At 74.0% G+C, this 20,743-nt stretch carries 21 protein-coding genes, 1 pseudogene and 1 riboswitch; of the genes and pseudogenes, 13 read left to right on the plus strand and 9 right to left on the minus strand.

The window, feature by feature from the left end:
- Together AB0424_RS13210 and AB0424_RS13215 are read right to left on the minus strand one after the other, a co-directional pair.
- A pseudogene (locus AB0424_RS13210) lies at positions 1-68 on the minus strand (cysteine dioxygenase); the annotation flags it as partial.
- 31 nt (positions 69-99) lie between these two features.
- Positions 100-687 carry a hypothetical protein gene (locus AB0424_RS13215; RefSeq protein WP_366304728.1) on the minus strand — a complete coding sequence of 196 codons (588 nt, stop codon included), beginning with the start codon at positions 685-687 and terminating at the stop codon, positions 100-102.
- 249 nt (positions 688-936) lie between these two features.
- Between AB0424_RS13215 and AB0424_RS13220 the strand changes: the two genes are divergently transcribed.
- From AB0424_RS13220 to AB0424_RS13250, 7 genes are all read left to right on the plus strand, one after another.
- Complete coding sequence (locus tag AB0424_RS13220) at positions 937-1,797, plus strand: bifunctional methylenetetrahydrofolate dehydrogenase/methenyltetrahydrofolate cyclohydrolase (RefSeq protein ID WP_366304730.1); 861 nt, start codon at positions 937-939, stop codon at positions 1,795-1,797.
- A gap of 1 nt (position 1,798) precedes the next feature.
- Positions 1,799-2,374 carry a DUF3017 domain-containing protein gene (locus tag AB0424_RS13225; RefSeq protein WP_366304732.1) on the plus strand — a complete coding sequence of 192 codons (576 nt, stop codon included), beginning with the start codon at positions 1,799-1,801 and terminating at the stop codon, positions 2,372-2,374.
- A 209-nt stretch (positions 2,375-2,583) separates the two neighbouring features.
- Entirely contained in the window at positions 2,584-3,654 is a 1,071-nt protein-coding gene (locus AB0424_RS13230) for a DUF2690 domain-containing protein (protein ID WP_366304734.1), read from the plus strand.
- Positions 3,655-3,888: 234 nt separating this feature from the next.
- Positions 3,889-4,878 (plus strand): malate dehydrogenase, encoded by a 990-nt coding sequence (locus AB0424_RS13235; protein WP_366304736.1) that lies wholly within the window; start codon positions 3,889-3,891, stop codon positions 4,876-4,878.
- Positions 4,879-5,045: 167 nt separating this feature from the next.
- Positions 5,046-6,806 (plus strand): hypothetical protein, encoded by a 1,761-nt coding sequence (locus AB0424_RS13240; RefSeq protein WP_366304738.1) that lies wholly within the window; start codon positions 5,046-5,048, stop codon positions 6,804-6,806.
- Positions 6,799-7,179, plus strand: coding sequence for a hypothetical protein (locus tag AB0424_RS13245; RefSeq protein ID WP_366304740.1), 381 nt, complete (start codon positions 6,799-6,801; stop codon positions 7,177-7,179). The genes AB0424_RS13240 and AB0424_RS13245 overlap by 8 nt, the downstream gene beginning before the upstream one ends.
- Position 7,180: 1 nt before the next feature.
- On the plus strand, positions 7,181-8,236 hold the full coding sequence (locus tag AB0424_RS13250; protein WP_366304742.1) for a hypothetical protein: 1,056 nt from the start codon (positions 7,181-7,183) through the stop codon (positions 8,234-8,236).
- A 15-nt stretch (positions 8,237-8,251) separates the two neighbouring features.
- Here AB0424_RS13250 and AB0424_RS13255 read toward each other — a convergent pair whose 3' ends face one another.
- Complete coding sequence (locus tag AB0424_RS13255; RefSeq protein WP_366304744.1) at positions 8,252-9,004, minus strand: isocitrate lyase/phosphoenolpyruvate mutase family protein; 753 nt, start codon at positions 9,002-9,004, stop codon at positions 8,252-8,254.
- The gene (locus AB0424_RS13260) at positions 9,001-9,519 is read right to left on the minus strand and encodes a carboxymuconolactone decarboxylase family protein (RefSeq protein WP_366304746.1); all 519 of its coding nucleotides are present in this window, start codon (positions 9,517-9,519) and stop codon (positions 9,001-9,003) included. Before AB0424_RS13260 ends, AB0424_RS13255 begins: the two co-directional genes overlap by 4 nt.
- Before the next feature lie 47 nt (positions 9,520-9,566).
- On the opposite strand from AB0424_RS13260, the gene AB0424_RS13265 reads away from it, so the two are divergent.
- Positions 9,567-11,084, plus strand: a complete 1,518-nt coding sequence (locus AB0424_RS13265) for a PLP-dependent aminotransferase family protein (RefSeq protein WP_366304747.1) — start codon at positions 9,567-9,569, stop codon at positions 11,082-11,084.
- Positions 11,085-11,103: 19 nt separating this feature from the next.
- On the opposite strand, the gene AB0424_RS13270 is transcribed toward AB0424_RS13265, so the two are convergent.
- A complete protein-coding gene (locus AB0424_RS13270) occupies positions 11,104-11,997 on the minus strand; it encodes a hypothetical protein (RefSeq protein ID WP_366304796.1) in 894 nt (297 codons plus the stop codon).
- Between the two features lie 115 nt (positions 11,998-12,112).
- Here AB0424_RS13270 and AB0424_RS13275 point away from each other — a divergent pair, with 115 nt between their 5' ends.
- Positions 12,113-12,412, plus strand: coding sequence for a hypothetical protein (locus AB0424_RS13275; protein WP_366304749.1), 300 nt, complete (start codon positions 12,113-12,115; stop codon positions 12,410-12,412).
- Between the two features lie 15 nt (positions 12,413-12,427).
- On the plus strand, positions 12,428-13,612 hold the full coding sequence (locus AB0424_RS13280) for a glutathionylspermidine synthase family protein (RefSeq protein WP_366304751.1): 1,185 nt from the start codon (positions 12,428-12,430) through the stop codon (positions 13,610-13,612).
- Positions 13,613-13,639: 27 nt separating this feature from the next.
- Here AB0424_RS13280 and AB0424_RS13285 read toward each other — a convergent pair whose 3' ends face one another.
- Together AB0424_RS13285 and rocD are read right to left on the minus strand one after the other, a co-directional pair.
- Complete coding sequence (locus AB0424_RS13285; RefSeq protein ID WP_366304753.1) at positions 13,640-14,335, minus strand: polysaccharide deacetylase family protein; 696 nt, start codon at positions 14,333-14,335, stop codon at positions 13,640-13,642.
- A 169-nt stretch (positions 14,336-14,504) separates the two neighbouring features.
- Complete coding sequence (gene rocD, locus AB0424_RS13290) at positions 14,505-15,710, minus strand: ornithine--oxo-acid transaminase (protein ID WP_366304754.1); 1,206 nt, start codon at positions 15,708-15,710, stop codon at positions 14,505-14,507.
- A 116-nt stretch (positions 15,711-15,826) separates the two neighbouring features.
- A riboswitch (ZMP/ZTP riboswitch) is annotated at positions 15,827-15,917 on the plus strand.
- Positions 15,918-15,988: 71 nt separating this feature from the next.
- Here rocD and glyA point away from each other — a divergent pair.
- Positions 15,989-17,257, plus strand: coding sequence for a serine hydroxymethyltransferase (gene glyA / locus AB0424_RS13295; protein ID WP_366304756.1), 1,269 nt, complete (start codon positions 15,989-15,991; stop codon positions 17,255-17,257).
- 171 nt (positions 17,258-17,428) lie between these two features.
- Here glyA and AB0424_RS13300 read toward each other — a convergent pair whose 3' ends face one another.
- Positions 17,429-18,226: a hypothetical protein gene (locus AB0424_RS13300; protein WP_366304758.1), complete on the minus strand. Its 798-nt coding sequence runs from the start codon at positions 18,224-18,226 to the stop codon at positions 17,429-17,431.
- Entirely contained in the window at positions 18,219-18,815 is a 597-nt protein-coding gene (locus AB0424_RS13305) for an RNA polymerase sigma factor (protein WP_366304760.1), read from the minus strand. The genes AB0424_RS13300 and AB0424_RS13305 overlap by 8 nt, the downstream gene beginning before the upstream one ends.
- A gap of 56 nt (positions 18,816-18,871) precedes the next feature.
- Between AB0424_RS13305 and trpS the strand changes: the two genes are divergently transcribed.
- Positions 18,872-19,885 carry a tryptophan--tRNA ligase gene (trpS, locus tag AB0424_RS13310; protein ID WP_366304762.1) on the plus strand — a complete coding sequence of 338 codons (1,014 nt, stop codon included), beginning with the start codon at positions 18,872-18,874 and terminating at the stop codon, positions 19,883-19,885.
- A 91-nt stretch (positions 19,886-19,976) separates the two neighbouring features.
- Positions 19,977-20,570, plus strand: a complete 594-nt coding sequence (locus AB0424_RS13315) for a 2'-5' RNA ligase family protein (RefSeq protein WP_366304764.1) — start codon at positions 19,977-19,979, stop codon at positions 20,568-20,570.
- Positions 20,571-20,743 lie beyond the last annotated feature (173 nt).

A 20,743-nucleotide genomic window follows, 5' to 3' on the forward strand; every position in this document is an offset into this window, starting at 1 on the left:
CCGGGGAAGTAGACGTGCAGGCTGACGGCCGGTTCGAGGGAGTCGTTGACGACCTCGTGGACGTACCCGCGCGGATCCCGCCCCTCCGTCATGTCGGGCTCAGTACTGCTGCTTGTTCCGGTTGAACCAGGCGGAGCCGTCCGACTTCGCCGTGAAGACGATCACCAGGACGGCGAGCGCCAGGCTGATGATGCCGAGGGGCAGCGAGAAGAGGCTGAACAGGGCGCCGACCGCACCGTAGACGATCGAGCCGATGCGGACGCCGTTGCCGCCGGAGCGGAACTTGGCGGCCAGCACCATGCCGACGGCCGCGAAGACGAGCGAGATGACACCCGCGACGATCAGGAGGCCCTGGCCGAAGTTCGCGAACGCCTCCGCGTCGGCGGACGAGGCGCCCGACTTCTCCAGCTCGCTGTCGACGGCGAAGGACAGACCGATGACGGCGATGCCGCCGATCAGGTTGAAGGCGCCGAGGATCCAGAGCATCACGCGGGCAGCCTTCACCCCGCCGGGCATCTCGGTCGGGCCGGCCGGGTAGCCGCCGTACGGCGAGACCGGCGGGGCGGCCGGGTAGCCGTAGCCCTGCTGCGGGACGCCCTGCGGGGTCTGCTGCGGGTAGCCGTAGCCGGGCTGCTGGCCCTGGCCCTGCTGCTGGCCGTAAGGGTTGTTCGGGTCGCCGAAGCTCATCGCGGGTTCCTCCGTGAATATCTCTGTGCGGGGACGACGCGGCCCGCGCGGAGGACTTTCACGGCATTTGAGCGGATTTCCCCCCGGCACTTTCCGCGGTACTGCGCGGATCATCGTCGTCGCACCGTCGACTTTTTGTCCAGTCGATACGTGGTGGAGTTGTGCAAGTGCAACCTGTCGCTCCGGATGACGGGCGCCTCGGCGGCAGCGAATTGGAACAAGGCGGGGGTCATCCGGGAGGATGTCCGTATGAGCGCCCAGATTCTCGATGGCAAGGCCACCGCAGCCGCGATCAAGTCCGATCTGACCGTCCGTGTGGCGGCCCTCAAGGAGAAGGGCGTCACGCCCGGCCTCGGCACCGTCCTGGTCGGCGACGACCCGGCCAGCCAGAAGTACGTGGCCGGAAAGCACCGTGACTGCGCTCAGGTCGGGCTCGCCTCGATCCAGCGCACGCTGCCCGCCACGGCCACCCAGGAGGAGATCGAGGCGGTCGTCCGGGAGCTCAACGAGGACCCCGCCTGCACCGGCTACATCGTCCAGCTCCCGCTGCCCAAGGGCATCGACGAGAACCGCATCCTGGAGCTGATGGACCCGGCCAAGGACGCCGACGGCCTGCACCCGACCAACCTCGGCCGCCTGGTGCTCAACGAGCCCGCCCCGCTGCCCTGCACGCCCAACGGCGTGATCACGCTGCTGCGCGCGCACGGCGTGGAGATCAACGGTGCCGAGGTCGTCGTCGTCGGCCGCGGTGTCACCATCGGCCGCCCGATGCCGCTGCTGCTCACGCGCCGCTCGGAGAACGCGACCGTCACCCAGTGCCACACCGGCACCCGGGACCTCTCGGCGCACCTGCGCAACGCCGACATCATCGTCGCGGCGGCCGGCGTCCCGCACCTGATCAAGGCGGAGGACGTGAAGCCGGGCGCGGCCGTCCTGGACGTCGGCGTCTCGCGCAACGGCGAGGGCAAGATCCTCGGCGACGTGGACCCGGGCGTCGCCGAGGTGGCCGCCTGGATCTCCCCGAACCCCGGCGGTGTGGGCCCGATGACCCGCGCCCAGCTCCTCGTCAACGTCGTCGAGGCCGCGGAGCGCGCGGCCGCGGCGCTCTGACGTGACCTCCGGGACCCCGGAGGCGCCCGGGGGCGCGGGCGAGCCGGACGCGACGGCGGGCGACGGCCCGGCGCCCGGCTCCGAGGCGGACGCCGGCACCGCGGACCCCGCGGCGCGGACCGACGCGGAGACCGGCGTGGCGACCGGCGCGGCATCCGAGACCGGGGCGAGGAGCGGCCCGTGGAAGCGGCCCGCGCCCACCCTCACCACCGACACCGCGCGACCCGAGGGCGGCGGCCGGGCGGCGCCCGGCGACGCCCCCGCCCCGGCCCGGCAGTGGCCGCTGCTCACCGTCCTCGGACTCGCCGGATTCGGCCTGCTCGTGGTGGGCACGGACGCGTTCGCCCAGGCGTTCCGGGTGGGGACCATGCTCGTCGGTGTCGCGCTCCTCGCCGGGGCCGCGCTGCGCCGGATGCTGCCGTCGGTGGGCATGCTGGCCGTCAGGTCCCGCTTCACGGACATGATCACGTACGGGGTGATGGGCGGCCTGATCGTGCTGCTCGCGCTCATGGTGCAGCCGGAGCCCTGGCTGCGCATCCCGTTCCTGGAGGACGTCCTCCACCTGACGGTCACCTAGGCGGCGTCGGACGCGGCGCCCGCCCTCTCCCCCGTGGGAGGGCGGGCGCCGTCACGATCAAGGGTCATGTACGTGCCAACGCGAGGCAAGCTCCGTCGGTCCGCTGTGGCACGGAAGTGACCATTCCGCTACCTCGGCCCCACCTCGGGGGCGCGCCTCGCCCCCGGACCTGCCATCCTTCGGGGAGGCAGGGACAAGGGGGACCGCACATGCCTCGCTGGAAGGCGCTGCCGGACGAACTCGATCCGGACATCCTCGCGTTCACGGAGCGGCTGCGCCGCCTCGTCGACCGCAGCGGTCTCGGCGTCGTGGCCGTCGCCGAACGCACCGGCCACGAACGGAGCGCGTGGGACACCTACCTGAACGCGCGTCTGCCCGTGCCCAGGAGCGCCGTCGTCGCCCTCGCCGAAGCCACCGGCAGCGACATCGGCAGCCTCGCGACCGCATGGGAACGCGCCGAACGCGCCTGGTCCCGAACGGCCCGCCGGACCGCCCCCGTTCCCGCGGAGACCGCGCCCGCACCGGCGACCGTTCCCGCGAAGACCGCGTCCGCGTCCGCGTCCGTACCGGCGACCGTTCCCGCGGACCCCTCGACCCCGCCCGGCGACGACCGCACCATGGAGATCCGCCGCCTCGACCGGATACCCGGCCCCGCGCCCACGCCGCCCCGAGCTCCCGCGGCCGCCGCTCCGACCCCGGCCGCTCCCTCCTCGGGCACCTCTCCGTCCCCCGCCGCCGCTCCCTCCCCGGCCGCCGCCCCGCCCGCACCCGCCCGCAGGCCCCCCGTCCTCCTCTACGCGGCCGGCGTCGTCGGCGCACTGCTCGTCGTCACCGCCGCGCTGCTCCTCGTCGACCTCGGGGGAGCGGGCGACGGGGGCGGTCCGACGGCGGCGCCCCCGGCGACCACCGCCCCGACCACCGCGCCGAAGGCCCTCCCGGCCGGAGTGAAGTGCGCGGGCGCCGACTGCTCCGGCCACGACCCGGAGGCCATGGGCTGCGGTGGGGAGCTCGCCGCCACCGTCGCGCGGGCCCGTGTCGGAGCCGCGCTCGTGGAGGTCCGGCACAGCGCCACCTGCTCGGCCGTCTGGGCGCGCATCTCCGGGGCGAAGCCGGGGGACACGGTCACCGTGGAGGTCGCGGGCGCCGTCGAGCGCGCGGTCCCCGTCGAGGGCGCAGACACCGACGCGTACACGCCGATGCTCGCCGTCACCGCCGCGACGGACGCGCGCGCGTGCGGCACGCTCGGCGACGGACGGGTCGGCTGCACCGCCAACCCGTAGGGCCCGTAGGACGGGCGCGCTCGCACGTACGGCCCGCGGGGGTCCCGGACGGGTGGCAGTGAGCCGGACCACAAGGGGGTGGGGGTTGGCGAGGCCCCGGGTCGGATAGCCTGACCGCTGGAATTCTCTTCACATCGAGACACCGATCGATCAGACCGATCGATCGTCGATCAGAAGGGACGTCCAGCACCAGGGGCAGGGACCCCCACCGCCAGCTGTCTTACGGAGATCGCCATGACCCGCACTCCCGTGAATGTCACCGTGACCGGCGCGGCCGGCCAGATCGGCTACGCGCTGCTCTTCCGCATCGCCTCCGGCCACCTGCTCGGCGCGGACGTGCCGGTCAAGCTGCGCCTCCTCGAGATCCCGCAGGGCGTCAAGGCCGCCGAGGGCACCGCCATGGAGCTCGACGACTGCGCCTTCCCGCTGCTCAAGGGCATTGACATCTTCGACGACCCGAACAAGGGCTTCGAGGGCGCCAACATCGGCCTGCTCGTGGGCGCCCGCCCGCGTGGCCCGGGCATGGAGCGCGGCGACCTGCTCGCCGCCAACGGCGGCATCTTCAAGCCGCAGGGCCAGGCCATCAACGCCCACGCCGCGGACGACATCAAGGTCCTCGTCGTCGGCAACCCGGCCAACACCAATGCCCTCATCGCGCAGCAGTCCGCCCCGGACGTGCCGGCCGAGCGCTTCACCGCCATGACCCGCCTGGACCACAACCGCGCGCTGACGCAGCTGGCCCAGAAGACCGGCGCCTCGGTCGAGGACATCAAGCGCCTCACCATCTGGGGCAACCACTCCGCGACCCAGTACCCGGACATCTTCCACGCGGAGATCGCCGGCAAGAACGCCGCCGAGATCGTCGCCGACGAGGCGTGGCTGGCCGACACCTTCATCCCGACCGTCGCCAAGCGCGGCGCCGCGATCATCGACGCCCGTGGCGCGTCCTCCGCCGCCTCGGCCGCGAACGCCGCCATCGACCACGTCCACACCTGGGTCAACGGCACCGCCGTGGGCGACTGGACCTCCATGGGCATCCCGTCGGACGGCTCGTACGGCGTCCCGGAGGGCCTCATCTCCTCCTTCCCCGTCACCTGCACCGACGGAAAGTACGAGATCGTCCAGGGCCTGGAGATCAACGACTTCTCCCGCACCCGCATCGACGCCTCCGTGGCGGAGCTCGCCGAGGAGCGCGACGCGGTCCGCGAGCTCGGCCTGATCTGAGCCTCGGCTCCCCGCGCTCGGCGCCCCCGGACCGCACGACCGACCGTGCGGCCCGGGGGCGTCGATTTTTTCGCGCCGACACGGAGCGTCGACCTCACCTATGCTGTCCCACCGGTCCGTGCCAACCGGGCCGTGAACAGGGACAGTTCCACATCTTCGGGGGAGTCTTGGCGCAATCGTCCGTACCTCAGCAGCCCGGGCCACCGCCGCCGAGCGCACCGCCGGGCCACGCGCCCGCCGTCGACCCGCGCCGGCTGCCCGAGGCCAGCGAGGCCACCCGCCTCCTCTGTGCCGGCACCTATCTCGACGACGGCTTCCGCGACGAGGTCATCGACCAGCTGTACGTCCACGAGGAGCGCTTCGCCGCGCCCTCCCTCGGCTTCGACGCGACCCGCGTCCTCGCCCACGCCCTGCGCGCCCGCCGCGTCGAACTCGGCTGGGCCGTCGGCATCCTGGCCCTCTGGATCGTCGCCCTCCCGCTCACCAAGGGCCTCGTCACCGTCCTGATCGTGCCGTACCTGGTGCTCGGCCTGGCGCGCTGGATCCGCGGCCGCTCCGCGGACGTCCCCGTCTACCGGCTGGTCCCCGCCTTCGTCCTGCGCTGGTACGGGCGGCTGCTGTTCCTCCAGTCCGCGCTGCTCCTCCTCTTCCTCGTCATCGGCGACGAGGAGTCCGACGGGGGCCTGCTCGGCGAGGTGTCGGAGGGCGGCGAGGTCCTCGACCTCGCGGTCGGTCTTGTCGCCCAGGAGATGTGGGGCATCGGCAAGCCGGAGGCGTGGATCACCATCGCCGTTCCGCTGCTCGTGGCCTGGGCGGTGGCCACCCAGCGCGGGCAGTTCGCCCGCGCGCTCACCGAGGAGCTCTCCCGCGAGCGGTTCCCCGACCGGCACGCCGACCCGGCCGAACAGGCCGAGGGCGCCCGGTCGCGGCGGCTGCGCGACCGCATCCGCACCGAGCAGCACGCGCGGCTGGTCATGTACGGCGCCGACGACCCGTTCTGCGGCGCCGGCGAGCCCTACGAGCCCTGGTCGCTCTCCATCGAGCTGCGCCCGCGCAAGAACCTCGACGGCAAGGCGCCCGAACCCCTCGACAACAGCGCCGTCATGCGCCACGTCGTCCCGCTGGTGGAGGCGCTGCGCGTGCCCTCCCCGCACGGTTCGCCGCGCCTCCAGGCCGCCGTACGGGACCGGTTGCGCGAACTGGAGATCGACGAGGTCGTCTTCCTGCCCGTCGACGGGCTGCCGGCCCGCGCCGCCGCGCCGTACACGGCGGAGGGTTTCGAGGCGCACCGCTCGGGCGCCATCGAGGAGGGCGGCGAGACCCGCCGCCACTTCCTGCGGATCAGGGTCGGCGGCTGGGGCGAGGAGATCGTCACGACCGTCTTCGTCCGCGTCCACACCCAGGGCGGGATGCTGATGCTGGAGGTCGCCCCGCACGTCCTGCGGCCGGTGAAGCCGCTCTTCCGGTACGCCGACCGGATCGCCCACCGCTACCGCCACAACCACCACTTCGGCAAGGCCGTCTGGGCCCTCGGCCAGACTCCGCGTTCGGCGGGGCAGGCGCTGGTCACGGTCTGGCGGGCCCTCGGCCACCTGTGGCGCGTGCTGACGGCCGGCCACGCCCACGCCCTGCCCGAGGGGCCCGCGGCGTCCGTCCGCGAGCTGGGCTCGGACGACGAGGCGTCGCTCTTCCAGGAGATGGACGTCAGCCGCTACCTGAAGAGCGTGCAGGACCGCGTCGCGAACGGCGTCACGGCCGCGCTGCGCGAAGCCGGTTACGAGACGGCCGAGTTCGAGCAGAAGATCGTGCACGTCGCCGAGGGCGGCACCTTCATCGAGAACACCAAGGGCAACGTCACCCTCGGCCACCACAACACCGTGACCACCAAGAACTTCACCACCTCGACCCCCGGAGGCGACCGTGGCTGACACCGACGACACCCGTGCCCGCGGCGGCATTCACGTCACCAACACCGGCGGCAACGTCACGATCGGCGACAACAACACCGTCACCAGCACCGTGAACGGCACCCAGCCGGCCCGCGACCCGCAGCAGGAGGAGCTCCTCCTGGCCATCCGCCGGCTCCGCGGCGACCTGGCCGGCGTCGTCCCCTCCGAGCAGACGGCCGCCCTCGACGACGAACTCTCGGACGCCGAGGACGAGATCGAGGGCACCGGGCGCGCCGACACCGGCCGCCTGCGCCGGCTCCGCCAGGCCCTCACGGACGCCGGAGCGGTGACCGGGATCCTCGCCTCGGGCGTCGCCGTCGGCCAGGCCGTCGGCGCCCTCCTCGGTGGGTGAGATGAGCGGCGCCCGCTGGAACGACGAGACGCAGAGCTGGGAGCGCGTCCCCGCACCGGCCACCCCGGCACCTGCCGCCCCCGCCCCGGTCGTCCCGACTCAGGCCGCCCCGCCTGCGGATACCCCGGTGCCGGCCGCTCCCGCTCCGGCCGCCCCGGTCTCCGGCGTCCCCGCGGCGCCGGAGCCGGCCGGGGCCGGTGCGGGGCCCGTCGTACCCCCGCCGCCGCCTCCGCCGGAGTACGCGCCGGCGCACGGCTCGTACGGTCCGGGGTACGAGCCGACGTACGGCCCCGGGCCCGGACCGCAGTACGTCCCCGAGACGGGCGGCTGGCAGTACGCCGTGCCCGGGTCCGCCCCGGTGGCGCCCCGGCCGCGGTCGCGGGCGGCGCTCGTGGTGGGCGTGGCCGTGGCGGTCCTGGCAGCCGGTTCCGCGGGCTGGCTGGTCTGGGGCCGCGGCGACGGCACGGATCCGGCGGCGGGCGGTCCGGCCGCCTCGGTCTCGGCGCCGCCGGAGGAGGGCGACCCCGGCACCGAGCCCGTCCCCACGGACGATCCGACGACCGGCACCCCGTCGGCGTCCGGCTCGTCCGCGCCCGCCGACGACGTGCCGCCGCCCGGTTACAGCGCGCAGTTAGACGTCAAGGGCTTCACGATCGCGGTCCCCGACGGCTGGGACCGCACCGAGTCCGACCAGGGCGTTTTCTTCAACGCGCCGGACGGCCGGAGCCTCGTCCAGGTCTTCGTCGTCAGCGAGGCCGGCCTGTCCCCGTACGAGGCCCTGCGCGGGGCCTCCGAGGACGGCCGGACCAACAAGCCCGGCTACGAGGAGATCAGCCTCGAACGGGTCACCGGCGAACCCGGCGCCCCGCCCGACGCCGCCGAGCTGGTGTACGCCTACGACCGTGAGGGCGGCCGCCGCAAGGTCGTCGACCGCGCCTTCACGGCCGAGGACGGCACCCACTACGCGATCCTGGCCGCGGGACCCGAGGCCGACTGGCCGAAGCAGCGCGAAGTCCTCCGCGTGGCCCTGGAGTTCTTCCGGCCCGGCGCCCACTGACGGACGTCCGGGGCGTCAGGCGGGAGGCGCACCGCCGTCCCGGAGCCCCGCCGCGAGGGCCGACAGGTCGTCGAGCGCGCGCAGGAGGAGGCCGTCGCCGAAGGTGACGCGGGTCGCGCCGAGCCGGCCGAGTTCGGCGAAGGACGGGCCGCCCGGGACGGCCAGGACGTTGATCGGCAGGTCGCCGAGGGCCGCGCGCAGGGCCGGGAGGTCCGCGGGCGGGGCGCCGATCGGGTAGACGCAGTCCGCGCCGGCCGCGGCGTACAGGCGGGCGCGGGCCACCGCGGCCTCCGCCGGGTCGGGGACGCCGCGGATGTACACGTCCACGCGCGCGTTGACGAGGAGACCTGGCCCCGCCGCGTCCCGCACCGCGGCCAGCCAGTCGGCGTGCGCGCGCGGGTCCTTCAGCGCGTGGTCGGGACCGGTGTCCTCCAGGTTGACGCCGACGGCGCCGGACTCCCTTACGCGCTCCACCAGTTCCGCCGGGGCCAGGCCGTAGCCGCCCTCCAGGTCGGCCGAGACGGGGACGGAGACGGAGCGGGTGATCCGGGCGACGGCGGCGAACATCTCGTCCGCGGGCGTCGCCCCGTCCTCGTGGCCGAGGGCGGCGGCGATTCCCGCGCTCGGCGTGGCGAGCGCGGGGAACCCGGCCGCCTCGAAGGCACGGGCGCTCGCCGCGTCCCAGGGGCCGGGCAGCACCAGCGGATCCGCCGCGGCCCGCCCCCGGTGCAGGCCGCGCAGGACCGCGGTACGGGGGTCCGTGCTCACGCGGAGCGCGGGGTGTAGTGGCCGGGCGTCAGCCGGGTGGTGACGCCGATGCGGTTCCAGGCGTTGATCGTGGTGATCGCGGCGATGACCCGGGCGAGTTCGAGCTCCTCGAACTGCGCGGCGGCCTGCGCGTACACCGCGTCGGGGACGAAGCCGTCGGTGAGGACGGTGACGGCCTCGGTCAGCGCGAGGGCCGCGAGCTCCCGCTCGGTGTAGAAGTGCCGGGACTCCTCCCAGGCGGAGAGCTGCACGATCCGTTCGACGGTCTCGCCCTCGGCCAGCGCGTCCTTGGTGTGCATGTCGATGCAGAACGCGCAGTGGTTGACCTGCGAGGCCCGGATCTTGATCAGGTGGTAGAGGGTCGGGTCGACGTCCTTCGCGGCCGCCGTCTCCAGCCGGACCATCGCCCGGTAGTACTCGGGGAGCAGCTCGGCCAGGGAGAGGCGGGGCGCGTGCTCGTGGGCGTGGGCGGCCGGGCCGGCGGCGGTCGCGGTGGGCTGTGTCGTGGTGGTCATGCCGTTCACCGTACGAGTCCTGTGGCGCACGGGTATGGTCCATTTCCATGGCGAACGAGTGGGCCACTTTCGGGGCCGACCTCCATCTGGAACTCCGCGGACCGCGGCTGCGCGCCGGCCTCATGGAGGCCCTGCGGGAGGCCGTGCGCAGCGGGCGCCTGGAGGCCGGCACCCGGCTGCCGTCCTCCCGGTCGCTCGCCGCCGACCTCGGCATGGCCCGCAACACCGTCGCCGACGCCTACGCGGAACTGGTCGCCGAGGGCTGGCTCACGGCCCGGCAGGGGTCCGGCACCCGGGTCGCCCGGCGCGCCGCCTCCCGCAGGCCGCCGGTCCGGACGCCCGGCCCGGGCCCCGTCCGCGCCCCCGGCCCCGCCGCGCGGAGGGGCTCCGTGCCGCAGCCGCCCCCGTCCGCGGCTCCGTCCGAAGCGGGCGGCCTCCGACCGGGTGCGCCGGCGGGTCCCTGGCGGTCGGGCGCCCCCGCGCACAACCTGAAGGCCGGCTCGCCCGACCTCGCCTCCTTCCCACGTGCCGAATGGCTCAAGGCGTACCGCAAGGCGATCACCGCCGCCCCCAACGAGGCGTTCGGCTACGGCGATCCGCGCGGCCGGATCGAACTCCGCACCGCGCTGGCCGAGTACCTCTCCCGGGCCCGCGGCGTGCACGCCCGACCCGAGCGGATCATGATCTGCGCGGGCTTCGTCCACGGGCTGATGCTGATGGGCGACGTACTGCGGGGCCGCGGGGTGCGGGACGTGGCGGTCGAGTCGTACGGGCTGGACGTCCACGCGCAGCTCCTGGAGCGGGCCGGGCTCGGAACCCCGCCGCTGCCCCACGACGCCCGCGGCACCCGGGTCGAGGAGCTGGCTGAGCAGGGCTTCGGCGGCACCGGTGCCGTCCTCATGACGGCCGCCCACCAGTTCCCGCTGGGCGGCGCGCTGCCCCCGGACCGGCGCGCCGCCGTCGTCGACTGGGCGCGCGCCGCGGGCGGCTTCGTCCTGGAGGACGACTACGACGGGGAGTTCCGCTACGACCGGCAGCCGGTGGGCGCGCTCCAGGGACTCGACCCCGAGCGCGTCGTCTACCTGGGCACCGCGAGCAAGTCCCTCGCGCCCGGACTGCGCCTGGCCTGGATGGTCGTGCCGGAGGAGCTGATGGCGGAGGTGGTGGCCGCGAAGGGGGCCGTGGACTGGGTGTCGAGCGCGCCGGACCAGCTGGCGTTCGCGGAGTTCCTCGGCTCGGGGGCGTACGACCGGCACGTCCGGGCGAGCCGGCTGCGCTACCGCCGCCGCCGCGACCAGCTGGTGGCGGCCGTGGCCGCCGACTCGCCCGAGACCCGGGTCAGCGGCATCGCCGCCGGGCTCCATGCTGTCCTGGCCCTGCCGCCCGGCACCGAACAGGAGGTCCTGCGGGCCGCCGCGTGGCACGGCCTCGCCGTCCAGGGCCTCGGAGCGTTCCGCCGTCCCACCGTGCCCGCCACCCTCGACGGCCTCGTCGTCGGCTACGCCACGCCCCCGGACAGCGGCTGGCAGAGCGCCCTCCGCGCCCTGTGCCGGGTCCTGCCCTGAGCGGGCCGGGGCGCCCGCGTCAGGGCGTCCCGGGGTTCCGCTCCGGCGCCGGGTCGTGGCCCACCTCCAGGGGCGTGCCCGCGCTTCCGGGGCCCGCCTCGTCCGCCGGCGCGGGCGGCTCGCCGAAGCGGGCCAGGGTGAGGGAGCCGGCGACGGCGACGGCGAAGCCGGTGACCGCCAGCCAGCCGAGGCCCTCGCGGGTGCGGTCGCCGAGCCAGACGACCCCGACGACGGCCGGACCGACCGTCTCGCCCAGCACCGCGCCGGCCGTCGCCGTGGTGACCGCGCCCCGCTGCAGCGCCGAGGTCAGCAGGAGGAACGCGGCCCCGCCGCCGACGAGGAGCGCGTACCAGGCGGGGTCGGCGAAGTCGATGCCGTCGATGAGCCGGACCGCCACCTCGACCACCCCGAAGCCGAAGCCCGCGCCGAGACCCAGGACCAGGGCGCGGGAGCGCGGCGGCAGCCGGCCCGCCACCATGCCGAGCAGCAGCACGCCGAAGGCGACCGCCAGCAGCGCCCAGGGCAGGGCGTCCGGGACCTCCCGGTGGCCCTCCTTGCCGGAGGCGACCGCCAGCATCGCCAGTCCGGCGCAGACCACGCCGACGGCCGTCCACTCCACCCGCTTCAGCCGCACGTGCAGGACCCTGGAGGCGATCACCGCCGTGACGGCCAGGCTCGCGGCGAGCGCCGCGCCCACCACGTAGATGGGCAGCGTCCGCAACGCCACGATCTGCAGGGCGAACCCCAGTCCGTCCATGCCGAGGCCGGCGATGTACCGCCACTGCCGCAGCGCCCGCCACATCAGCGCGACGTCGACGCCACTGCCCGTCCCCGGCTCGGCGGCACGGGCCGCCATCGCCTGGAACACCGAGGCCGCGCCGAAGCAGACGGACGAGGCCAGCGCACAAATCATCCCGAGAAGCACGAAACGACTCTAGGCGCTGAGGCCGGAAATCACCGGCCTACACTGTGCGGTCGCGACGGTCGTGACCGCGACGGACGCGACCGCGAAGGGGAGGGCGACGGACATGCGCAGGCTCAGGTCGAGCACGGTGGTGCTCGGTGGGATGGGTGTGCTCGCGGCGACGATCACCGCGTGCGGATCGGATCCGGACAAGCGGTGCGTCGATCCGCTGACCCGCGAGGAGCTGCCCAGCTACCGCTGCGAGAGCGGCGGCGGGAACGACGACGACGACAACGGCTCCACCCACCGCGGCGCGTACTACTACGGCGGCTCCGTCAGCGACCGCAAGGTGAGCGGCGGCAGCTTCGACAGGAAGGCCGTCGACACCGGAGGCTTCGGCTGCTCCGGCACCGGCGGCGGCTGAGGCGGACGCGGCACCGTGGAACGGCACACCATCGAGCCCCGCCCGGGCTGGCAGCAGACGGTGGAGGAGCAGGGGCTCGTCTACCCGCTGACCCGCCATCCGGACGGTTCGCTGCGCCCGTACTGGGACGAGAGCGCGTACTACTCGTTCACCCTGCCCGAGGTCGAGGCCCTGGAGGAGGTCGTCGAGGAACTGCACGCGATGAGCCTCGCGGCGGCCGCGCACATCGTCGAGCGGGACCGGTTCGCCGAGCTCGGGATCACCGACCCCCGGCTGCGCGACCTGGTCGCCGAGTCATGGCGCCGGCGTGCCGAACTCCCCTCCCTCTACGGCAGGTTCGACCTCCGCTACGACGGCACGGGCCCGGCGAAGATGCTGGAGTACAACGCCGACACGCCGACCTCGCTCGTCGAGGCCGCGAGCCCGCAGTGGTTCTGGATGGAGGAACGGTTCCCCGGCGCCGACCAGTGGAACTCCCTCCACGAACGGCTCGTCGACGCCTGGAGGCGGCAGGCCCGCCTGCTCCCGCCCGGCCCGCTGCACTTCGCCCACTCGGACGGCGACGAGCTCGGCGAGGACCTGATGACAGTCGCGTACCTGCGCGAGACGGCCCAGCAGGCCGGGCTCGACACCGAGGCGCTCTCCGTCGAGCGGATCGGCTGGGACCGGCTCTCCCGCCGCTTCGTGGACGACCGGCTCCGCTTCATCCGCAGCTGCTTCAAGCTCTACCCGTGGGAGTGGCTGACCACCGACCGCTTCGGCCGGCACGTCCTGGACACCCTCGACAACGGCGGCGGCACCGGCACCACCTGCTGGATCGAACCGGCCTGGAAGATGCTGCTCTCCAACAAGGCGCTGCTCGCCGTCCTGTGGGAGCTGTACCCGGGCCACCCGAACCTGCTCCCCGCCTACCTCGACGGACCGCGCGAACTCGCCACGACCGCCGGCTGGGTCGCCAAGCCCCTGCTCGGCCGCGAGGGCGCGGGCGTCACCCTGCACGAGGCCGGGACGGAGCCGTTCGTCCGGGACGGGGAGGCGTGCTGCTACCAGGAGCTGTCCCCGCTGCCCGACTTCGACGGCAACCGGGTGGTGCTCGGCGCGTGGGTCGTCGAGGACGAGGCGGCGGGGCTCGGGATCCGGGAGTCGGCGGGGCCCGTCACCGACGAGTACGCCCGCTTCCTCCCGCACGTGATCCTCTGAGGGCCCTTCCCCCGCCCCCGGGGGCGGCTACTCCGCGACGTACTCCCTCAGCGGCGCGGGCGTCAGTCCGGCGGCCTCGGCCAGGTCGAGCGCGCGCGTCAGGTCCTGCGTCACCGTCTCGTTGAAGTGCAGCAGGATGATGTCGCCGGCCTTCAGCCGCGGGGCGGGCGGAGTCCACTGGCCCCAGGTGGTGAGGTCGTACGTCCAGGTCACGACCGCCTTCGCGCCGCAGGCCCGGGCGGTGGTCCGGGTGGTCGCGTCGAAGGTGCCGTACGGCGGGCGCAGCAGCCGCGGCCCGTCGCCGAACCGTGCGAGATGGCTGTCGCGGGCCCCGCACACCTGCGCCCTCTGGCCGGCGGCGTCGAGGGTGGTGAGGTCCGGGTGGTCGAGGGTGTGGTTCTCGACGCGCGAGCGGCCCTGGTCGAGCAGCGTGTGGAAGTAGCCGGAGTCGTACGCGTAGGCGCCGGGGAGCAGGAACAGCGAGGCGGGGACCCGGCGGTCCAGCAGCAGCCGCGCGGCCGCCGGGTCGTGGTACCAGCCGTCGTCGACGGTGATGAAGACGACCGGGTCGGTGGTCTCGACGCGGGAGACCACCGGGACGGGCTCGGGCCAGGCCGCCCCGGGGGCGGCGTGCGCGGGTCCCGCGACCGCGCCGAGGAGCGCGAGCGGGACGAGGGCGGCGAGCGCGGCACGCACCGCGTGACGCAGACGGAGTCTCGGCATGGCCGCATCATTGGCCTAGACCAACTGTCGTGTCAATGCCCCGAGTTGCCCCGGCCCGCCCCTGTCCCGCCTCCCGTCCCGCCCTTCGTCAGGCGTCCTGTCCGGCGCGCTGTTCCCTTGCCCGCCCGCGCCCCGGCCGGCGCCCCGCACGTGCCCCGACCGGACGCCGTCACTCCGAGAGGACGGCCCTCAACTGCTCCAGGCCCCAGTCCAGGTCCTCCTTGGAGATCACCAGCGGCGGGGCGATCCGGATCGTCGAACCGTGGGTGTCCTTCACCAGCACCCCCCGCTCCATCAGCCGCTCCGAGATCTCCCGGCCGGTGCCGCGGGCCGGCGTGATGTCCACCCCGGCCCACAGGCCGCGCCCGCGCACCGCCTCCACCGCGCCGCCGCCGACGAGCAGCCCCAGCTCCGCGTGGAGGTGCTCGCCCAGCTCCGTCGCCCGCTCCTGGTACTCGCCCGTCCGCAGCATCGCGATCACCTCCAGGGCCACCGCGCAGGCCAGCGGGTTCCCGCCGAAGGTCGAACCGTGCTCGCCCGGCCGGAAGACTCCCAGCACGTCCCGGTCGGCGACCACCGCCGACACCGGCACCACGCCGCCGCCCAGCGCCTTCCCCAGGATGTACACGTCGGGGACCACGCCCTCGTGCTCGCACGCGAACGTCCGCCCCGTCCGGCCGAGGCCCGACTGGATCTCGTCCGCCATGAACAGCACGTTCCGCCGGCGCGTCAGCTCCCGGACGCCCGCCAGATAGCCGGCCGGCGGCACCAGGACCCCCGCCTCGCCCTGGATCGGCTCCAGCAGCACCGCCACCGTGTTCTCCGTGACCGCCGCCTCCAGGGCCGTCAGGTCCCCGTACGGCACGATCTCGAACCCCGGCGTGTACGGGCCGAAGTGGTCCCTCGCCTCGTGGTCCGTGGAGAAACTCACGATCGTCGTCGTCCGGCCGTGGAAGTTGTTCGCCGCGACCACGATCTTCGCGTGCCCGTCCGGCACGCCCTTGACCTCGTACCCCCACTTCCGGGCGGTCTTCACGGCCGTCTCGACCGCCTCCGCCCCGGTGTTCATCGGCAGCACCGCCTCCTTGCCGCACAGCTCCGCGAGCCGCGTGCAGAACTCGGCGAAGCGGTCGTGGTGGAACGCCCGGGACGTCAGCGTCACCCGCTCCAGCTGGGCCTTCGCGGCGTCGATCAGACGCCGGTTGCCGTGCCCGAAGTTGAGCGCCGAGTACCCGGCGAGCATGTCGAGGTAGCGACGGCCCTCGACATCGGTCATCCAGGCGCCGTCCGCCGAGGCGACGACGACCGGAAGGGGGTGGTAGTTGTGCGCGCTGTGCGCGTCCGCGGCAGCGATCGCGTCTTCTGTCCTCGACACGGGATCTCCGTTCGTCCTGCGGATCGGGGGTGACCCAGGGGGCTGTGGCCCCTTTCATATCGTCGCTCGGATGCCGGACGGGGAAACCTCGGCGACGGCGCGCCCGCTAGTCTGGAAACACGCACGGCGACTGGCGTACGGGGAAGCGACCCCGGGGGAGCCGTGCGCGGCAGACCACACGAGACGCCGCTCGCCTGGGCGTCACGGGACCGAAGTCCCGCGTGGCGCCGCGCCTTCCACGCAGTGCCCCGGGGCCCCCGACGCCCGGAGGACACCTCATGACCGCTCCGCAGCAGCACCCCGCCCTCGCCGCCGCCGACCCCGAACTCGCCGCCCTCGTCGGTGCCGAGGAACGGCTCCAGAGCGAGACGCTGCGCCTCATCCCCAGCGAGAACTACGTCTCCGCCGCCGTGCTGGAGGCATCCGGCACGGTCCTCCAGAACAAGTACAGCGAGGGCTACCCCGGCCGCCGCTACTACGAGGGCCAGCAGAACATCGACCAGGTCGAGAGCCTCGCGATCGAGCGCGCCAAGGCCCTCTTCGGCGTCGACCACGCCAACGTCCAGCCCTACTCCGGCTCCCCGGCCAACCTCGCCGTCTACCTCGCCTTCGCCGAGCCCGGCGACACCGTCATGGGCATGGCCCTGCCGATGGGCGGCCACCTCACCCACGGCTGGGGCGTCTCCGCCACCGGCCGGTGGTTCCGCGGCGTCCAGTACGGCGTACGCCACGACACCGGCCTGGTCGACCTCGACGAGGTCCGCGAACTGGCCCTGAAGGAGCGCCCGAAGGTCATCTTCTGCGGCGGCACCGCACTGCCCCGCACGATCGACTTCGCCGCCTTCGGCGAGATCGCCCGCGAGGCCGGCGCCGTCCTCGTCGCCGACGTCGCCCACATCGCCGGCCTCATCGCGGGCGGCGCCCACCCGTCCCCGGTCGGGCACGTGGACGTCGTCTCCACCACCACCCACAAGACCCTCCGCGGCCCGCGCGGCGCCATGCTCATGTCCCGCGAGGAGCACGCCAAGGCCCTCGACAAGGCCGTCTTCCCCGGCCTCCAGGGAGGCCCCCACAACCAGACCACCGCCGCCATCGCCGTCGCCCTCCGCGAGGCGTCCCGGCCCTCCTTCCGCGACTACGCCCACGCGGTCGTCGCCAACGCCCGGGCCCTCGCCGAGGCGCTCCTCGCGCGTGGCTTCGACCTGGTCTCCGGCGGCACCGACAACCACCTGATCCTGATGGACCTCACCCCCAAGCAGGTCCCGGGCAAGATCGCCGCGAAGGCCCTCGACCGGGCCGGCATCGTCGTGAACTACAACACCGTCCCCTACGACCCCCGGAAGCCCTTCGACCCCTCCGGCATCCGCATCGGCACCCCCTCCCTCACCTCCCGGGGCCTGGGCACGGAGCACATGGCCCAGGTCGCCGACTGGATCGACCGCGCCGTCACCGCCGCCGGCACCGGCGACGAGGACACCCTCCGCACCGTCCGCGCCGAGGTCGCCGACCTCATGTCCGCCTTCCCGGCCCCCGGCCTCCCGACCTGACCCACGGCCCGACGCCCCGCCGGCCCGCCCCGCCCCTGGGTCCAGGGCCTGTCCGGCCCGATCCGGGGTCCAGGGCCTCGTCCGGCCCCGACCAGCGGTCCCACGGCCGGTCCGGCCCGACCAGCGGTCCCACGGCCCGGCCGGCGCGACCCCCAGCCCGGAGGAGGCCCGTCAGCCCGTCGACTCGGCGGTGCGGCGTGCCTCCTCCGGGTCCGGTATGCCCTCCAGGCGGAAGGTCAGCGCGCCCCCGCTCCTCGTCCAGAGGAGCGTGGGGCCCGCCGTGCGGACCTCGTGCGTCCAGGCCGCGCCCGAGCCGTCGGTCAGCGGGAAGGTGAGCAGATGGGGGGCGGCGATCCAGTAGCCCTGGGCCCCGTCGGGAAGATCCACCCAGCGGGGCGGGGTCCGCACCTGCTTGGCGAAGCCGATGTCCAGGCGGCCCGGGAACTCGTCGAGCCGCACCCCACGCTCCCCCTCGCGCCAGCACAGGGTGATCACCGCGCGACCGTGCACGGCCGACCCCGTCACCGAGACCGCGTCCGGCACGCCGAGCGCTCCCGGTACGAGCGGCTCGAAGCCCGCCAGACGGCCCGCCTCCCGCAGCGGGACCGGATCCGGGCAGCCGGGCACCGCGCCGGCGGCCGGCACCGAGCCCTCCGGGTCGTACCGCACGGCGACCCCGCCGAAGCCGAACCAGTCCGCCACCGTCGCCCGCACCGGCGGGGTGAGCAGCAGCACGATCAGCACCCCGGTGAACCCCGCCACCAGCGCGCGCCACCGCTCGCGCGCCCCCGCGCGCACCGATGCCCACCACCGCCGCCGGACCGGCGAGGGCTCCGGCACCGGCGTCGGGACCCGCTCGGCGAGGAGCTGCGCGAGGACCCGCTCGGCCATCGACTCACCGTCGACGTCCGGCACCCTCAGTCGCCGCCCCAGCCCCCTGAGCTCCTCCGGCAGACCCTCCTCAGCCACGCCCCCCACCTCCCTCCGCGCCGTCCTCCAGCACCCGCCCCAGCTTCTTCAGCGCCCGGCTCAGCCGGGACTTCACCGTCCCCCGGGGCCAGCCCAGGGCCAGCGCCGTCTCGGTCTCGTCCAGCTCCAGGAGGTAGCGGTGCACCACCACCTGCCGGTGGTCCTCGGCCAGCCCGTCCAGCGCCTCCCACAGCCGCCGGCTCCGCTCCCGCTCCTCGGCCGCCACCGCCGGGTCCGCCGACTCCGGTATCAGCGGCTCGGGCCCGAGCAGATCCGCCTCCCGCTCACCGACGGCGCGCCGCCGACCCGCCGACCGCACTGTGTTCCTGGTCTCATTGGCGACGATCCGCAGCAGCCACGGCCGGAACGCCGAGCCGTCCCGGAACCGCCCCAGCGACCGGTACGCCTTGAAGAAAGCCTGCTGCACGACGTCCTCGGCCTCCGGGCCCGCGCCGCACGCCACCGCAGCTCTCAGCGCCACCGCCGTGTGCGCGCGGACCAACTCCGCGTACGCCTCCGGCTCTCCGGCGCGCACCCGTGCGATCACCACGGCCTCGTCGTCGACCAGGCCCCCCTCCCGCGTCCTCACACTCTTGATACACCGGCCGACGGGGATCGGTTCCCACACCTGAGAGAATGATGTGCATGGCCTCTGACAGTCCCCGCGTGCTCTCCGGAATCCAGCCCACCGCAGGCTCGTTCCACCTCGGCAACTACCTCGGCGCCGTCCGCCAGTGGGTCGCCCTCCAGGAGACCCACGACGCCTTCTACATGGTCGTCGACCTGCACGCCATCACGGTCCCGCAGGACCCCGCGGAGCTGCGCGCGAACACCCGGCTCGCCGCCGCCCAGCTGCTCGCGGCCGGTCTCGACCCGGAGCGCTGCACCCTCTTCGTCCAGAGCCACGTCCCCGAGCACGCACAGCTCGGCTGGGTCATGAACTGCCTCACCGGCTTCGGCGAGGCGTCCCGCATGACCCAGTTCAAGGACAAGTCCGCCAAGCAGGGCGCCGACCGCGCCACGGTCGGCCTCTTCACGTACCCGATCCTCCAGGTCGCCGACATCCTGCTCTACCAGGCCCACGAGGTCCCGGTCGGCGAGGACCAGCGCCAGCACATCGAGCTGACCCGCGACCTCGCGGAGCGCTTCAACGGCCGCTTCGGCGAGACGTTCACCATCCCGAAGCCGTACATCCTCAAGGAGACGGCGAAGATCTTCGACCTCCAGGACCCGACGATCAAGATGAGCAAGTCGGCGTCCTCGCCGAAGGGCCTGATCAACCTCCTGGACGACCCGAAGGCCACCGCCAAGAAGGTCAAGAGCGCGGTCACCGACACCGACACGGTGATCCGCTTCGACCCGGAGAACAAGGCCGGCGTCTCCAACCTGCTCACGATCATGTCCACGCTCACCTCCACCTCCGTCGAGGACCTGGAGAAGAGCTACGAGGGCAAGATGTACGGCGCGCTCAAGACGGATCTCGCCGAGGTCATGGTGGACTTCGTCACGCCGTTCAGGACCCGCACCCAGGAATACCTGGACGACCCGGAGACGCTGGACTCGGTCCTGGCCAAGGGAGCGGAGAAGGCCCGCGCGGTCGCGGCGGAGACGCTGGCGCAGACGTACGAGCGCATGGGCTTCCTGCCCGCCAAGCACTGAGTCCAAGGGCCCTGGCCACGAAGGCGGTACAGGCCGCACACTGGCGGCTGTACCACCGCACGCAAGTCGACCGACGACGGAGGAGAACGACGTGGGGACCGTAACGCTCGGCGTTTCGATCGCGGTCCCGGAGCCCTACGGCAGCCTGCTCCAGGAGCGGCGCGCCGGCTTCGGGGACCCGGCCGCCTACGGCATCCCCACGCACGTCACCCTGGTCCCGCCGACCGAGGTCGCGGAGGAGCGGCTGCCGGCGATCGAGGCGCACCTCGCCGGTGTCGCCGCCGACCACCAGCCGTTCCCCGTGCGCCTCAGCGGCACCGGGACCTTCCGTCCGCTCTCGCCGGTCGTCTTCGTCAAGGTGGAGGAGGGCGTCTCCCTCTGCCACCGCCTCCAGCACCGCATCCGCGACGAGGCCGGGCCGCTGGTGCGCGAGCTCCAGTTCCCGTACCACCCGCACGTCACCGTCGCCCACGGCATCTCCGAGGAGGGGATGGACCGGGCGTACACGGAGCTCGCCGGCTACGAGGCGGCCTGGACCTGCCGCTCCTTCGCCCTGTACGAGCAGGGCCCGGACGGCGTGTGGCGGAAGCTGTACGACTACCTGTTCGGCAGCGGCCGCCCCATCTCCGCCGTCCCCGCCCAGGGCAGCCCGGTCGACCAGCCGACGGTCACCCCCGCCGGCTGACGTCACCCGACCACCGGGCCGGACCCGGCCCGGCCGGCCCCGCCGATCCGGCGGGGCGAGCCGCGCCGGGCGAGCCGCGTCTTCGGCGACGTCCCGCTGAACCTCGAGTACAAGCTCGAGGTGTGGGACTCCCCGAACTCCGCGGGTGTCATCATCGACGCCCTGCGCGCCGC

It is taken from the genome of Streptomyces sp. NPDC051180 (assembly GCF_040689545.1).
Lineage (GTDB): Bacteria > Actinomycetota > Actinomycetes > Streptomycetales > Streptomycetaceae > Streptomyces.

Excerpts from the sequence above, each read along its gene's own strand:
- AB0424_RS13275 (WP_366304749.1), top strand. The coding sequence starts at position 12,113 with ATGCGCAGGCTCAGGTCGAGCACGGTGGTGCTCGGTGGGATGGGTGTG.
- AB0424_RS13270 (WP_366304796.1), bottom strand. The coding sequence starts at position 11,997 with ATGATTTGTGCGCTGGCCTCGTCCGTCTGCTTCGGCGCGGCCTCGGTG.
- trpS (WP_366304762.1), top strand. The coding sequence starts at position 18,872 with ATGGCCTCTGACAGTCCCCGCGTGCTCTCCGGAATCCAGCCCACCGCA.
- AB0424_RS13260 (WP_366304746.1), bottom strand. The coding sequence starts at position 9,519 with ATGACCACCACGACACAGCCCACCGCGACCGCCGCCGGCCCGGCCGCC.
- AB0424_RS13220 (WP_366304730.1), top strand. The coding sequence starts at position 937 with ATGAGCGCCCAGATTCTCGATGGCAAGGCCACCGCAGCCGCGATCAAG.
- AB0424_RS13235 (WP_366304736.1), top strand. The coding sequence starts at position 3,889 with ATGACCCGCACTCCCGTGAATGTCACCGTGACCGGCGCGGCCGGCCAG.
- AB0424_RS13230 (WP_366304734.1), top strand. The coding sequence starts at position 2,584 with ATGCCTCGCTGGAAGGCGCTGCCGGACGAACTCGATCCGGACATCCTC.
- glyA (WP_366304756.1), top strand. The coding sequence starts at position 15,989 with ATGACCGCTCCGCAGCAGCACCCCGCCCTCGCCGCCGCCGACCCCGAA.
- AB0424_RS13285 (WP_366304753.1), bottom strand. The coding sequence starts at position 14,335 with ATGCCGAGACTCCGTCTGCGTCACGCGGTGCGTGCCGCGCTCGCCGCC.
- AB0424_RS13250 (WP_366304742.1), top strand. The coding sequence starts at position 7,181 with ATGAGCGGCGCCCGCTGGAACGACGAGACGCAGAGCTGGGAGCGCGTC.
- AB0424_RS13215 (WP_366304728.1), bottom strand. The coding sequence starts at position 687 with ATGAGCTTCGGCGACCCGAACAACCCTTACGGCCAGCAGCAGGGCCAG.
- AB0424_RS13265 (WP_366304747.1), top strand. The coding sequence starts at position 9,567 with ATGGCGAACGAGTGGGCCACTTTCGGGGCCGACCTCCATCTGGAACTC.